We start from the raw sequence: 13,031 nt of genomic DNA, 5'->3' as shown, positions 1-13,031 counted from the left end.
TAATCTTAAATGGCTGCAGGTGATCTGTAATTGCGCTAAAGTTGAAAATGCTCATGGGCATAAAAAATAAAATATAATTTAAAGTAAACGAATTAATGATGAAAAACTGGAATCTTGAAAACAAAAAAGCCCTGGTTACCGGTGGTTCAAAAGGAATAGGCAAAGCTGTGGTAAAGGAATTGACATCTTTAGGAGCAGAGGTGTTATTTACCGGAAGGAATGAAAATGATCTTCAGTCTGCACTGGATTCCATCATAAACACAGGCCTTACCGGACACATACTGGCAGGTTCCGTTTCAGACCTTAATCACCGTATGGCAATTAATGATTGGATCACCAGCCATTGGGGCAGGTTGGATATACTTGTAAACAACGCGGGAATCAATTTCAGGAAAGCCAGCGATGAATATACTGTGGACGAATATCTTCGCGTGATAGATACTGATCTATTAGCGCCGTTTGAATTCTGCAGGGTGTTGCTCCCTTTGCTCAGGAAAAGCGACAGTCCTGCCATTATCAATATATCCTCTGTTGCCGGTTCCTATGATTTGCAAACCGGTGCACCTTATGGAATGGCCAAAGCTGGCCTCATCCAATTAACACGGAATTTGGCTGCTGAATGGGGCGGTTACGGCATCCGTGTTAATACGGTTTCTCCATGGTTTACCGAAACACCATTGACCAAAGGTTATTTGTCACAGGCGGATAAACTGGAGAAAATAAAGTCCAGAACGCCATTCAACCGTGTAGCGCAGGATGATGAAATAGCGGCTGCAGTCGCTTTCCTGGCGATGGATAAAGCATCTTATATAACTGGCCAGAACCTGTCTGTAGACGGTGGGGTGACCACAGGCCTGTTATAAAACAATAGTATCAATAACAAATTAACATTTTAAACATTAAATCATGGTAAAATTAGCATTGTTGGCCAGGCTCGAAGCTAAGCCTGGAAGAGAAAAAGAAGTAGCAGATTTTATAAAAAGCGCATTGCCTTTAGCGCAGCAGGAAAATGATACCATTAACTGGTACGCCCTGCAACTGGGGCCTTCCACCTTTGGCATCTTTGATACCTTTGAACATGAAGAAGGGCGTAATGCTCACCTGGGAGGACAAATTGCGCAGGCGTTAATGACCAAGGCCCCGGAATTATTAGCTTCAGCTCCTGTCATTGAAAAGGTGGACCTGATCGCTGTAAAATAAAGTAAAAACTTCGATAAACATCAGATCAGGCACCTGTATGCAGGTGCCTGATCTGATTGTTAGCAAATCGGATGGCCGTAATGGCTGCATCCGGCTTTCTGGAATTTAAACGCATTTTCAAAACCAAAATAAAATGAAATATATCGCTATGATTTTACTTGCCTGGACGATCAACCAGGCAGGGCAGGATATCTACACCTGTAAAAATGCCAGGAACAGTGGAAAAGCATGAATTTTTATCAAAACTGGGGATTGGGGTTGTTTCCCTATGTGCAGGTTGCACCTTGTATCATGTAGTTCTATCGGCTACGGTTATAACAATATGAAGATAAAAGCGTAACGGCGGGCTTGCACAAGGGATTTAAGATTAGGTTAAAACCCGTGGTGAAATTCGGAACGCTTTTTATATTCAGATAAATATCACATTGTCTCAGCCTAAATGGAAAACACCATCTTAGTTTGTTTACAAGTAAAGAATAAATTTTAAAATACTTTGTAAGGCCTATTAAGGGCACCCGACTAAGGGTTTACATAAACAAAAAAACAGTATGAAAACAATTAATTCCGGTGCAGTTATAGCAGCTGCAATTCTGCTTTTTACAGTAGCGACTTCCTGTAAGAAGAATTCATTATCCACCCCTATTGGAAAAGACATCAAAACTGCACCACATGCATATGTTGACAGATTTAGTAGTGCTTTCGGCCATATTTTTGTCCGGACAGCTACTAACGGGTTACCGGCAGCAAATGCACCCATTAATATGGATGTAGCGCCTTTTATTACCCATGGTTTAAATCCAGATGGAACACCAACTACTTATTATAATTTTGATGTGCTCCCTGTAACGCCTGTTCCTATTTATGTTTTCTTTAAGCAAAGCACCCCGACTGTAGAGTTAACAGCCCAAAACCATGTTATACCTGTAAAACCTGGCGATGCAGGATATAATGACTTTTGGCTTGTAAATAAAGTAATGGTACCCGATAACTATGTGCCTAATTCGTTAACTAACGCAACCGCTATATTAAATTCGGGCTATCCTATTGTCGCCACCAATCAAATTGTTAATTGCCCTGTAGTACCATTTGGGTCTACCGCTGCTTTAACATATGGAAGCACCAGCCCGCAATCTTTAGTTACAGGCTGGTATAAAGACAGCACAGTTGTTTACTTTAACTTTAATGAAGCAAAAACCCCGCTAATGCTTACTTCGGCCAACCAGGTCCCTGCGCCGCCTATCTATGTATTTTTTGCAAATAATACAGATCCTTCCATGGGATTTGCAACTGTTGCAGGAAGCACCCAAACCCACAATGTTATTTCGGTTAACCCAACACAAACAGGGTATTCCCCTTTGTGGAATGTGACTAAAATTGATATCTCTAATTTTTCAAAGGTTACCAATTTAGCCTCGGCTCTCGCTGTACCAAGTACAGCTATTGGTGCAACAGTTAATTGTCCTGTTGTTAAGTAGCTAAGATTCTGACTAATCAAGAATTATGATTTGAATATTTGATTAATTAGAAAAAATATAATATGATTCTTTTTCTTTAAAAGCTAGTGTGGCTTAAACGGAGTTCAATTATCCGATAAATAGAATTTGTGCTCAACAATTAAAGAGGCAGTGTACTTCGGGACAGCCTCTTTAATTGTTTATTATGGGATGTTTTTGTCTGACAGTTTTTTTAATTCGACTTTCAGGGTGGAAAAGCAAATTTTTATTTTGCTGAACAAATCCCGGCATCGGTAAGGTTTACCCGCTTATTTTTCCGGGTAAATAACAGTACACCTAATTCATCCTCCAACTCTTTTATCTGCCGGCTTAAGGATGGTTGAGAAATAAAAAGCTTTAGTGCGGCTTTTCGGAAATGTAATTCGTCAGCAACCGCTTTAAAATATAAAAGATGTCTTAGTTCCATACCTATTAAGTATCAATAATTGATAAAATTGATATTTTTCAAATATCATTAAACCGGGTAACTTCGACAAATCAAAATTTAAGTATGAAAACGGATTATTCAACAAAGGCAACAAACCAACAGATCAGAGAAAGATTTGACAACGACACCGAACGCTTTTCTAACCTCGAAACAGGTCAGCAAACCACTATTGACGCACCGCTAACCATGGAGTTATGCACAGAAGCGGCAAAGTATACTAACCCACATGCAACGGAGCTGCTGGACATAGGTTGCGGCGCGGGTAATTACACCCTGAAGATGTTGAGTAAGGTTTCTGGCCTAAACTGCGTTTTGAATGATTTGAGCATGCCCATGTTACAGAAAGCCAAAGAAAGGGTTACGCCGCAAACGAAGGGCACGGTAACTTTAATTCAGGATGACATGCGAAACCTTGACCTGCCTGACAATCATTTTGATATTATTCTTGCTGCCGCCACACTGCATCATTTGCGCGACGACGACGACTGGGAATTGATGTTTAATAAAATTTATAAAGCACTGAAACCAGGGGGTAGTTTTTGGGTCTCGGATTTAATCTCTCATGATTCTGAATGGATTATTAAGTTATTTGAAGATAAGTATAGCAGCTATTTAGACACTCTGGGAGGCTCAGAATACCGTCAGAAAGTGTTGGATTATGTAAGCTATGAGGATACCCCCCGTTCGCTGAATTATCAGCTTTCATTGCTTGCAAAAGTTGGATTTAGTACCATAGATGTATTACACAAGAACTCGTGCTTTGCTGCGTTTGGCGCAATAAAATAGACCTTTAAAGAAACACAATGCAGTTAAGCTAAACCTCGGGACTTTCGACTTGAGGTTTTTTGACTTGCTCAGGTAACCGAACAGGACTAAACCCGAGCCCCAAAAGACAGTTTGAAGATTTTGTCAGCTATTCAATAACTGGTTTGAGCCCATTTCGGAGGCAGTAATTAAACCGGAGAAGCGAATGGATATGTACGTATCACGTACCTCACATTTAAGACAGCGACAGCAATTTCTTTTTGTAAAGATGGATTTATTTCGATAAAATTTTAACAAATGGGGTAAACGATAGCTTCTGGCCACTTCTTTTGCGGTTAGATTGAGGTACATATCCAACAAAACAAGCTTCTCCAAAAACGCTTCCGGGAAGGTAAATTACTCCTACATCTTTCCTTTTGGAAAATTATTCCAAAACTGAAAACCAATAGATGTATGAGAGTAAAACTTTATTAAGCGCTTTTCGTATATTCGTTTGTCCTAAACCTGGACCTGTCACAATGAAAAAAACCTACATACTGGCACTTTGTCTTTTAATTTTCAGCGCCTGCGCTAAGAAAAACGATCCCCATTTTGACCCTAATCATCCTGCGCCACCTCTTAACGAACAAACGGATGGGACCTTAACACTTGATATCAATCACCCTGCAAATGCTATTCCGCAAAATTTCGAAGGACTAAGTTTTGAGAACTGGATTTTATCCCGCAACCCGGAATTCCTGGATCCCAATAATCCGGCAATGCTCCAGTTGATCAAAAATCTTGGGCCAGGAGTTATACGTATGGGTGGCAATAGCAGCGATGAGACCGATTGGACGGGCAACGGATTTAATGCTGATACCCATTTTGATGTGCTCACTCCTGCGGGTATTGACAGGCTGGCAGATTTTTCGCGAAAAACTAATTGGCAGGTTATTTTCGGGCTTAACCTGGGGCATACTAATATTAATGCTTCTATAGACGAAACCAAATATCTTTACCAGCAACTTGGCGCTAACCTTTATGCACTACAGATAGGCAATGAACCCGATTATTTCAGGTTAGGTTACAGGCCCACAAACTATTCTGAACAGGACTATCAAAGCGAGTGGAACACCAATTTCGCATCCATAAAAACACAGGTACCCCAGGCACAATTCGCAGGGCCGGATGTAAGTGATAACCTGGGCTGGGCTCAAACATTTGCCGCAAACAATTCTAAGAACATTATGCTGCTCGACGCCCACTATTACAACGACGGTCCGGCTACAGATCCTTACATTGATTGTCAAACCATACTTTCAACGGATATTACGCTGATCCCTTATCTCCAGGCTTTAGATAACGCTTCAAAGCAGGTAGGTTTGACCTATCGCATTACAGAGACCAACAGTATTTGGGGTGGCGGGAAGCAAGGTGTAAGCGATGCTTTTGCGGGAACGCTATGGGCGCTTGACCTGATGTGGTCAATTGCTGCCAATAACGGGCAGGGTATCAATTTCCATGGCGGTGAATTGGTTTATTCGCCAATATCTGTCACTTCTAACGGACAATGCACCGCGAATGCTGTATATTATGCGATGCTGGCCTTCAAATACGGTGCTTCCGGAGGAACGATTATTCCTGTTAATATTCCTAATAACGATTCCAATTATACCGCCTATGCCTGCAGCACAAATGAGGGCTATACAATGACCATCATCAACAAAGAGCAGAAAAAGGACATTTCGCTTACTGTAAACGCAGGTAAAACTGTTACCAGCATTAATGTTATGCGCCTGACTGCCCCGGCAGTTAATTCAACAACCGGGATCACTTTTGCCGGTGCTGCAGTACAAGGCGATGGTAGTTTTTCGCCGGCAAATCAGGAAGAGTCCCAAATAGGCAAGAGTAGTTTTATTATAAAGGTTCCGGCAGCAAGCGCTGCAGTTATAACAATAAAGTAATACGCAAATATGGCGGTAAATTAATTATCATATTGCCTGAATTTTGCTTTAATCACCTTGCCACTTGTAATACGGTGTAATGGATTGGCAACAAAAAAGCCTCAAATCTTTCGACTTGACGCTTTTGACTTACTGGTTGCCTCAACAGGATTATTATCGAACCGCTTAATGCATGACTTGCAAATATTCGATAATATTTAAGAGTTGGTTCAACCGGCGAGTTGCCTGCCATCTTGTGAAAACTTTATCTTTACTTTATCACCTCACTCACCAAAATGACCGGACTGATATTGGTGTAATTTGAAAAATCCGCACGAATGGCGTCTATATGCGGCCCGATAGCCGCTTGATAATCGCTTAAGTTTTTTACATAAAATATTCCGATAGCCATAAAAGGCAGTGGTTGGTTAGGAATACCATTGGCAAGCCCTTTTTCAATGGTATACTTAATCAAATTTGATCCTAAAAACCCTGCTACCATAGGCATGTGCTTAGTTTCATAATACTCCATATTAAAGGTTTTACCTTCGGCATAAGGGTACATGATGGATATTTTAATTAAGCCTCTCTCAACAACAGCCATGTTCTGCTTTTCTTGACTAAACGCAGTAAAACAAGTAGTTAAAAGCAAAAACGATACAATTAGTTTTAATTTCATAATTAATTTATTTAATTGATAAAATGTTCAATTTGAGTATTATACACAAATATTAAAATATTGTCTTTATTCACAAAACGTTATTTTAGATGAAAACAATTGAAAAGACCGATTTGGAAATATGGAATTAAGATAGCTCAAATATTTTTTGAAAAACAAGGAGTTATTAAATTTTACACCCGCCCGGTTAGGCATCCACGCTTAACCGCAAAATGATGTGAATGTCCATACTCGCGTAAATTGTCATGAGGGTACAAAACAAAAAGCCTCAGATCTTTCGACTTGAGGCTTTTGACTTACTTTAGTAGACGAAACGGGATAAATCTCGAACTTTTTTGGTGAATTTAAGAGCTTTAATAAAAGGCTATATAAAGTGTCGACGAATTCTACAACGATACTCCTTCGAAGTTACCGACTTCGAACAGAAGAGATTTAAATTTTGAACCCAGCCTGCAACTTATAGCCCTTTTACTATCGCCAGCGACTTTTCAACATGATCGGTAGGTGAAATATGATCGGTATTTGATGAAAATACTGCTACAATTTTACCTCCCTTATCGATGACGTAAGTGGTTCGCGGGATGAAGCCGTGTATAAGGTCCTGGCCGCGTACATCTTTAATTCCGGATTTTCCAGCAGATATTGTCAGTCCGTATTTTGCCGCAATTTCACCCCCGGGGTCTGAAGCAACAGGAAACTTGCCTGCACAGTACTGTGGATCAGAAGAAAATGCATTCAACCGCTGAATATCGTCTGCAGATACACCGATAATAGTGGCTCCCGCCGCTGTAAATTTATCCTTGAGTTCAGCGAAGGCATGTGCTTCCGCATCACAGCCGCCGGTATAGGCGGAAGGATAAAAATAGACCACAACTGGCCCCTTAGCCAAGGCGTTTTTTAATGAAAAATCAAATTCTTTGCCGGCCAGGCTGGCCTTGGCGTTAAAGGCAGGCGCAGCATCTCCTTTTGACAACATTGCCAATTGGGCAAAGCCAGATTGGGATACCAGGAGTGATAAGCTTAAAACTAAAAAAGATAAGCAATAATATTTCTTGAACATAGCGAGATTGTTTTGATTTGTTAATGGTGTTATTATCAAATTTACGATAGTCTGCGGAATCAGGTTGCTTGTCATTAAAAATTTATTGTGGTTGGCCTGCCGGGCAACTGCTTGCGCCAAGGCCGTTGCCGGGTTTGGCCGACCTTTTAACTAACACTGGAACGAGAGATTCCTTTCCTTATTTAGTCCGGATGTTCCATACAGGAGTAAATAACGGCAGATTTGCAATCTGCGAAATGTATGAAACAAAAAAGCCTCAAATCTTTCGACTTGAGGCTTTTCATTTTCTTGAGGTAGCGGGAGCAGGACTCGAACCTACGTCCGCTTACCAGCGGACATGAGCCCGATGAGCTACCAGGTAAAAAAGAAAAGCCTCTCAGATTTCTCTGAGAGGCTTCGGTAGCGGGAGCAGGACTCGAACCTACGACCTTCGGGTTATGAGCCCGACGAGCTACCAACTGCTCCATCCCGCACTATTTTTTATATTTTTCGATCCGATCATAACTTCGGAAAGTTGTTTCCAATTATCAAAAATGCAATTTGCACTCCGTTTTAATTGGACTGCAAAGATATAATTCGTTTCTTTGCAGTCCAAATAATATTTTATTTATTTTTATATGAGTCATAAGGCAGGTTTTGTAAGCATAATTGGTAAGCCCAACGCAGGCAAAAGCACGCTTATGAATGCTTTGGTAGGCGAAAAAATGTCCATTATTACACCAAAAGCGCAAACTACACGTCATCGAATACTGGGTATTGTAAACGATGAAGACTACCAGATCGTGTTTTCTGACACGCCGGGTATCATCAAACCACATTATGCATTGCAGGAAACTATGATGCACCAGGTTAACGGATCTATCGTAGATGCCGACCTGATATTACTGGTAACCGACATCAACGAAAAGTATGATGAAGGCGACGTACTCGAAAAATTGCAGGGGTCATTAGCACCACTGTGCGTTATTATTAATAAGATAGATAAATCTGACGAAGAAACTGTAAAGCAAAAGGTAGACTACTGGCAGGATAAATTAAAGCCACAAGCCATATTCGCTGTTTCGGCGCTGAAAGACCATAATGTTTTGGCGGTGATGAACTTCGTGATAGAGCATCTGCCCGAGCATCCGCCTTATTATGAGAAAGATGCCCTGACCGACCGTAACGATCGCTTTTTTGCTTCGGAAATTATCCGCGAGAAAATATTTAAGATCTACGAGAAAGAGATCCCTTACAGCACCGAGGTAATTATCACTGCCTTTAAGGAAGGGGATGAACTATATCGTATCAGTTCGGAGATCATCGTAGAGCGCGATTCGCAAAAGAATATTCTGATTGGCAAGGGCGGTGAAACTCTTAAAAAGGTAGGTACCTATGCCCGCAAGGATATGGAGGATTTCTTCCAGAAGAAGGTTTTCCTGGAAATGTTCATCAAAGTGATCCCCGACTGGCGCAGTAAAAAAAATTACCTGAAAAGATTCGGGTACGAAGATTAAATTAGATGTGAGATATGAGATGTGAGACGTGAGAACCAAGCACCTGGTTACTTATCTCCAAATTTCTGCTCTCACACATACAAAAATAATTTAGATACAGATTTTTGATATTTGACAGGCAATTTTCCCGTCTCACATCTCATATCTCATATCTCAAATCTTAAAAAAACAATGAGTAACATAGTAGCCATCGTAGGCAGGCCGAATGTGGGCAAGTCGACTTTATATAACCGCTTAACAGAAAGCCGCAAGGCTATAGTAGACGATTTCAGCGGTGTAACGCGCGACCGCCATTACGGTGTTGCCGAGTGGACGCATCACAATTTTACAGTGATCGATACTGGTGGCTATGTAGCTAATTCCGAAGATGTTTTTGAAGCTGCTATCCGCGAGCAGGTTGTCATAGCTATTGAAGAGGCTACTGTGATCCTGTTTATGGTGGATGTAACTACCGGCATCACTGACCTGGATGATGAAATAGCTGCATTACTGCGCAGAAGCAAAAAACCTGTGCATGTGGTGGTTAATAAGGTGGATAATAATTCGCAACAAATAGATGCTACGGTATTTTACAGTCTTGGTCTAGGCGAGATATATAATATTTCCTCCATGACAGGTTCAGGAACTGGTGAATTGCTTGATGCCGTAGTAAAAGATTTTGATGAAGAAGTTGTTGAGGAAAACGCCTTGCCAAAATTTGCCATTGTTGGTCGTCCTAACGTAGGCAAATCATCTATTATAAATGCACTTATAGGCAAGGACCGTAATATTGTCACCCCTATAGCAGGAACCACACGAGATTCGATCCATATCCATTATAACCAATACGGCCACAATTTTATGCTGGTGGATACCGCCGGTATGCGTAAAAAAACCAAGGTAAAAGAGAATATTGAGTTCTATTCGGTAATGCGTACCATCAAAGCTTTAGAAGAAGCTGATGTGGTGATCCTGATGATTGATGCGGTTGAGGGTATTGAGTCGCAGGATATTAATATTTTCCATTTGGCCGAAAAGAATAAAAAAGGTATTGTGATCGTGGTCAACAAGTGGGACCTGATCGAAAAGAACAATAAAACCGTTAAGGTATTTGAAGAGCAGATTCGTGATAAGATCGCTCCCTTTACAGATATTCCGATCGTATTTACTTCAGTTACCGAAAAACAAAGGGTATTAAAAGTGATCGAAACTGCCCAGCAGGTTTATGAGAACCGTAAGAAAAAGATCCCAACTTCAAAACTGAATGAGGTGATGCTGCCTATTATCGAAAACTTCCCGCCGCCGTCTATCAAAGGGAAATACGTTAAAATAAAGTACATCACGCAGATCAATGGTGTATCGCCTATGTTTGCCTTCTTCTGCAATTTGCCGCAATATCTTAAAGAACCTTACTATCGTTTTATAGAAAATAAACTGCGCGAGAATTTTGATTTTACCGGAAGCCCGGTACAGATATTCTTCAGGCAAAAGTAGTCGATATGCAGATGAGTAAATGTGCAAATATGCAGATGTGCGGATATGCAAATGGGTTTATTCTTTTTTAATCATCTGGTCATTTAGAATTCGCACATCTGCACATCCAGAATCTGCACATCACTGTTACACTTGCAAGGCTAACTCCGTAATGTCAATTATTACAAGCTAATAATTTTATTATGAAGAAGATATACCTTATCGCATTTATAGCTTTGGCATTTGCCTCCTGCAAAAAAAATGACCAGCTACCTGGTGACGGTGGCTGCATCACCCGGATAAAACGGCAAAATTTCAATATTAAAAGCAGCGACTCGGTATCGGCAATTCAGTTACTTAAACAGAATAACATTCCCTATAATGATATTCAATTAGAATATTTCTCATCCTATGATGTACCAACTAGTGATGTTAATGCAGGCACTTATCAGAGTGTTTTTGTAATTCAACAGATTAATGGGCTTCCGGTTCTTTCAGGCGAGATATGGTACCAGTTTAAAAACAATGTTTTGCAAGCAACATCTGGTGTTAGATACGGTGCAATTAACTTGAGTACTTCTTCTGCACTTCAGTTAACTCAACTGAGGGCAGCATACATTGCAGAAGTAAATAAACACAACAGTACATTAGCTACAGGTTTAAAAGACTCGTGCCTGGTAGCCCAATTTGGTTATTATGATCTGAACGATAATGTCAACAGCACTCCTAATTTTGTTAAAGCATGGTGGGTTGCTCCTAAAAATGCATCTTACCCGCAAGCAGTATTTCAGGATGGAAGCGGTAAAACTATTAATTATAACAGTGGTATAATCTTGTTTTAGTAAATAGCTGTGATAGCTTTTTTAAGTGCCGGGTCATTGGTATTCATTACCTGGAAGTAGGCAGTATCTCCCCATTTATAGCGGGCCGCAAAGGCTTTTAATATCTGTTTAATATTGTCCTTTGATATTTTAACCTCGTTTGAATCCATTTCTTTCAAAGTTTTAGAAGCATAAACGATAAAATCATCAAACTGGCTATCACTCATCGCATAATCTTTCACAAAGCTGTCATCTGTATTAAAGCTATTCAGAGTGCTTTGCATTTTGTCGATTACAAAGGCATTAAAAAGTTGCTGATTGTTTAGTTCCTGTATCAGCATGGTATTGCCGGTAGTATCGGCAGGTACAAACAGGTCGGGCATTATGCCGCCACCGCTAAATACTTTTCTCCCATTTGATGTATGATAAACAGCAGCTTTTTTGAAAGCACTATCGGCGGTATAATTTTGTTCCGAAAATAATTCGCCTTTCTGCATACGCTCAGCCAATTCATTGTGATAGCTTTCAATCCCGCCTTTGTATGATTTTTGTATCGACCTTCCCGAAGGCGTATAATACCTCGCTACCGTTAAATTGATAGCCGAACCATCAGAAAATGGAAATTGTTGTTGCACTAACCCTTTACCGAATGACCGCCTGCCTACGATCACTGCCCGGTCAAAATCCTGCAGGGCTCCTGCCAGTATTTCGCTTGCCGAAGCAGAGTATTCATCTATCAAAACAGCCAGCTTGCCATGTTTAAATAAGCCCGAATCTGTCGCAAAATAATCAGCACGCTGCTCATGAATGCCCTGGGTATAAACTATCAGTTTGCCTTTGTCTAAAAACTCACTTGCCAATGCTGTAGCAGAGTTAAGATAACCGCCTCCATTGCCGCGAAGATCGAGCACCAATCTTTGCATTCCTTCAGCCTTTAGTTTTTTAAATGCCCTCCTGAAATCGGCATCTGTAGTGGCAGCAAACTTGCTGATCTTGATGTAACCGGTAGCAGGTGCAGTCATGTAGGCGGCATCCAGGCTGCTTAAGTCCACATGGCCGCGTTTAACATGGTATGTTTTTATTGACTGGTCAGCAGGCTTAAGAATTAAAAGTGCGATCTCTGAATCCTTTACCCCCTGGAAAACTTTATTTACTGTTGATGAAGTAAGATGCGTACCCGAGAATTTTTTATTATTGATATTGATCACCCTATCACCTGTATTAATACCCGCTAATTGGGCGGGTCCCCGTTCATAAACCTGGGTAATCACAAGTGTGTCTCGCAGTAGCTGGTATTCAATGCCTATTCCTTCAAATCCGCCATCAAGACGTTCATTAATAGATTGAGCCTGTTGCGGGGGCAGATAAAGCGAATGCGGATCAAGGCTTTGTAAAAGATTATTTACAGTAACACCTTCAATGCTATCCACATTAACGGAATCTACATAGTTGCGGTGCACCAATTGTAAAACTTTGGATACTTTACTTGTTGAAAACGGGAAAACACGGCGCGGACTATCCGCCAGATATAACCCAATGGCTATACCTAGTAATATTAATATAAATGACCTGAAAATAATCGTCGCCGCCTTTTTCATCACCTTGGATTACAAAGTTAAACAATTGAATGGCAAGGCAAATAATAATATGCCCGACCCTGTTCGTATTTGATGATTTTTACCGAATTTTGTTAAA

At 40.7% G+C, this 13,031-nt stretch carries 12 protein-coding genes and 1 tRNA gene; 8 read left to right on the top strand and 5 right to left on the bottom strand.

Features of this window, described 5'->3' with window-relative positions; genetic code table 11:
* Positions 1-95 precede the first annotated feature (95 nt).
* The 3 genes from ACPPVU_RS02220 to ACPPVU_RS02210 all read left to right on the top strand — a co-directional run bounded on the left by ACPPVU_RS02220 (position 96) and on the right by ACPPVU_RS02210 (position 2,675).
* Positions 96-863 (top strand): SDR family oxidoreductase, encoded by a 768-nt coding sequence (locus ACPPVU_RS02220; RefSeq protein WP_426670061.1) that lies wholly within the window; start codon positions 96-98, stop codon positions 861-863.
* A gap of 43 nt (positions 864-906) precedes the next feature.
* Entirely contained in the window at positions 907-1,200 is a 294-nt protein-coding gene (locus tag ACPPVU_RS02215; protein WP_426670060.1) for a putative quinol monooxygenase, read from the top strand.
* Positions 1,201-1,748: 548 nt separating this feature from the next.
* Positions 1,749-2,675, top strand: a complete 927-nt coding sequence (locus ACPPVU_RS02210; RefSeq protein ID WP_426670059.1) for a hypothetical protein — start codon at positions 1,749-1,751, stop codon at positions 2,673-2,675.
* Positions 2,676-2,919: 244 nt separating this feature from the next.
* On the opposite strand, the gene ACPPVU_RS02205 is transcribed toward ACPPVU_RS02210, so the two are convergent.
* Positions 2,920-3,120: a LysR family transcriptional regulator gene (locus tag ACPPVU_RS02205; RefSeq protein ID WP_426670058.1), complete on the bottom strand. Its 201-nt coding sequence runs from the start codon at positions 3,118-3,120 to the stop codon at positions 2,920-2,922.
* Positions 3,121-3,204: 84 nt separating this feature from the next.
* Between ACPPVU_RS02205 and ACPPVU_RS02200 the strand changes: the two genes are divergently transcribed.
* Positions 3,205-3,927, top strand: a complete 723-nt coding sequence (locus tag ACPPVU_RS02200) for a class I SAM-dependent methyltransferase (protein ID WP_426670057.1) — start codon at positions 3,205-3,207, stop codon at positions 3,925-3,927.
* Positions 3,928-4,424: 497 nt separating this feature from the next.
* Positions 4,425-5,849, top strand: coding sequence for a glycosyl hydrolase family 79 C-terminal domain-containing protein (locus ACPPVU_RS02195; protein WP_426670056.1), 1,425 nt, complete (start codon positions 4,425-4,427; stop codon positions 5,847-5,849).
* 250 nt (positions 5,850-6,099) lie between these two features.
* Here ACPPVU_RS02195 and ACPPVU_RS02190 read toward each other — a convergent pair whose 3' ends face one another.
* The 3 genes from ACPPVU_RS02190 to ACPPVU_RS02180 form a co-directional block, all read right to left on the bottom strand.
* On the bottom strand, positions 6,100-6,507 hold the full coding sequence (locus ACPPVU_RS02190; protein ID WP_426670055.1) for an EthD family reductase: 408 nt from the start codon (positions 6,505-6,507) through the stop codon (positions 6,100-6,102).
* A gap of 457 nt (positions 6,508-6,964) precedes the next feature.
* On the bottom strand, positions 6,965-7,687 hold the full coding sequence (locus ACPPVU_RS02185; protein ID WP_426670054.1) for a peroxiredoxin: 723 nt from the start codon (positions 7,685-7,687) through the stop codon (positions 6,965-6,967).
* 280 nt (positions 7,688-7,967) lie between these two features.
* Positions 7,968-8,040, bottom strand: a tRNA-Met gene (locus ACPPVU_RS02180).
* A 144-nt stretch (positions 8,041-8,184) separates the two neighbouring features.
* Between ACPPVU_RS02180 and era the strand changes: the two genes are divergently transcribed.
* The 3 genes from era to ACPPVU_RS02165 all read left to right on the top strand — a co-directional run bounded on the left by era (position 8,185) and on the right by ACPPVU_RS02165 (position 11,357).
* Positions 8,185-9,063: a GTPase Era gene (era, locus tag ACPPVU_RS02175; protein ID WP_426670053.1), complete on the top strand. Its 879-nt coding sequence runs from the start codon at positions 8,185-8,187 to the stop codon at positions 9,061-9,063.
* A gap of 171 nt (positions 9,064-9,234) precedes the next feature.
* Positions 9,235-10,536 (top strand): ribosome biogenesis GTPase Der, encoded by a 1,302-nt coding sequence (der, locus tag ACPPVU_RS02170; RefSeq protein WP_426670052.1) that lies wholly within the window; start codon positions 9,235-9,237, stop codon positions 10,534-10,536.
* 182 nt (positions 10,537-10,718) lie between these two features.
* On the top strand, positions 10,719-11,357 hold the full coding sequence (locus tag ACPPVU_RS02165; protein ID WP_426670051.1) for a hypothetical protein: 639 nt from the start codon (positions 10,719-10,721) through the stop codon (positions 11,355-11,357).
* Here ACPPVU_RS02165 and ACPPVU_RS02160 read toward each other — a convergent pair.
* A complete protein-coding gene (locus ACPPVU_RS02160; protein ID WP_426670050.1) occupies positions 11,354-12,934 on the bottom strand; it encodes a S41 family peptidase in 1,581 nt (526 codons plus the stop codon). The genes ACPPVU_RS02165 and ACPPVU_RS02160 overlap by 4 nt on opposite strands.
* Positions 12,935-13,031: the final 97 nt, after the last annotated feature.

It is taken from the genome of Mucilaginibacter sp. McL0603, from assembly GCF_049992945.1.
GTDB lineage: Bacteria > Bacteroidota > Bacteroidia > Sphingobacteriales > Sphingobacteriaceae > Mucilaginibacter.
This window is presented reverse-complemented; position numbering and strand designations above follow the sequence as displayed.

What these genes read in the sequence shown, in the direction of transcription:
- ACPPVU_RS02220 (WP_426670061.1), top strand. Translation starts at nt 96, where the DNA reads ATGATGAAAAACTGGAATCTTGAAAACAAAAAAGCCCTGGTTACCGGT.
- ACPPVU_RS02215 (WP_426670060.1), top strand. Translation starts at nt 907, where the DNA reads ATGGTAAAATTAGCATTGTTGGCCAGGCTCGAAGCTAAGCCTGGAAGA.
- ACPPVU_RS02210 (WP_426670059.1), top strand. Translation starts at nt 1,749, where the DNA reads ATGAAAACAATTAATTCCGGTGCAGTTATAGCAGCTGCAATTCTGCTT.
- ACPPVU_RS02205 (WP_426670058.1), bottom strand. Translation starts at nt 3,120, where the DNA reads ATGGAACTAAGACATCTTTTATATTTTAAAGCGGTTGCTGACGAATTA.
- ACPPVU_RS02200 (WP_426670057.1), top strand. Translation starts at nt 3,205, where the DNA reads ATGAAAACGGATTATTCAACAAAGGCAACAAACCAACAGATCAGAGAA.
- ACPPVU_RS02195 (WP_426670056.1), top strand. Translation starts at nt 4,425, where the DNA reads ATGAAAAAAACCTACATACTGGCACTTTGTCTTTTAATTTTCAGCGCC.
- ACPPVU_RS02190 (WP_426670055.1), bottom strand. Translation starts at nt 6,507, where the DNA reads ATGAAATTAAAACTAATTGTATCGTTTTTGCTTTTAACTACTTGTTTT.
- era (WP_426670053.1), top strand. Translation starts at nt 8,185, where the DNA reads ATGAGTCATAAGGCAGGTTTTGTAAGCATAATTGGTAAGCCCAACGCA.
- der (WP_426670052.1), top strand. Translation starts at nt 9,235, where the DNA reads ATGAGTAACATAGTAGCCATCGTAGGCAGGCCGAATGTGGGCAAGTCG.
- ACPPVU_RS02165 (WP_426670051.1), top strand. Translation starts at nt 10,719, where the DNA reads ATGAAGAAGATATACCTTATCGCATTTATAGCTTTGGCATTTGCCTCC.
- ACPPVU_RS02160 (WP_426670050.1), bottom strand. Translation starts at nt 12,934, where the DNA reads ATGAAAAAGGCGGCGACGATTATTTTCAGGTCATTTATATTAATATTA.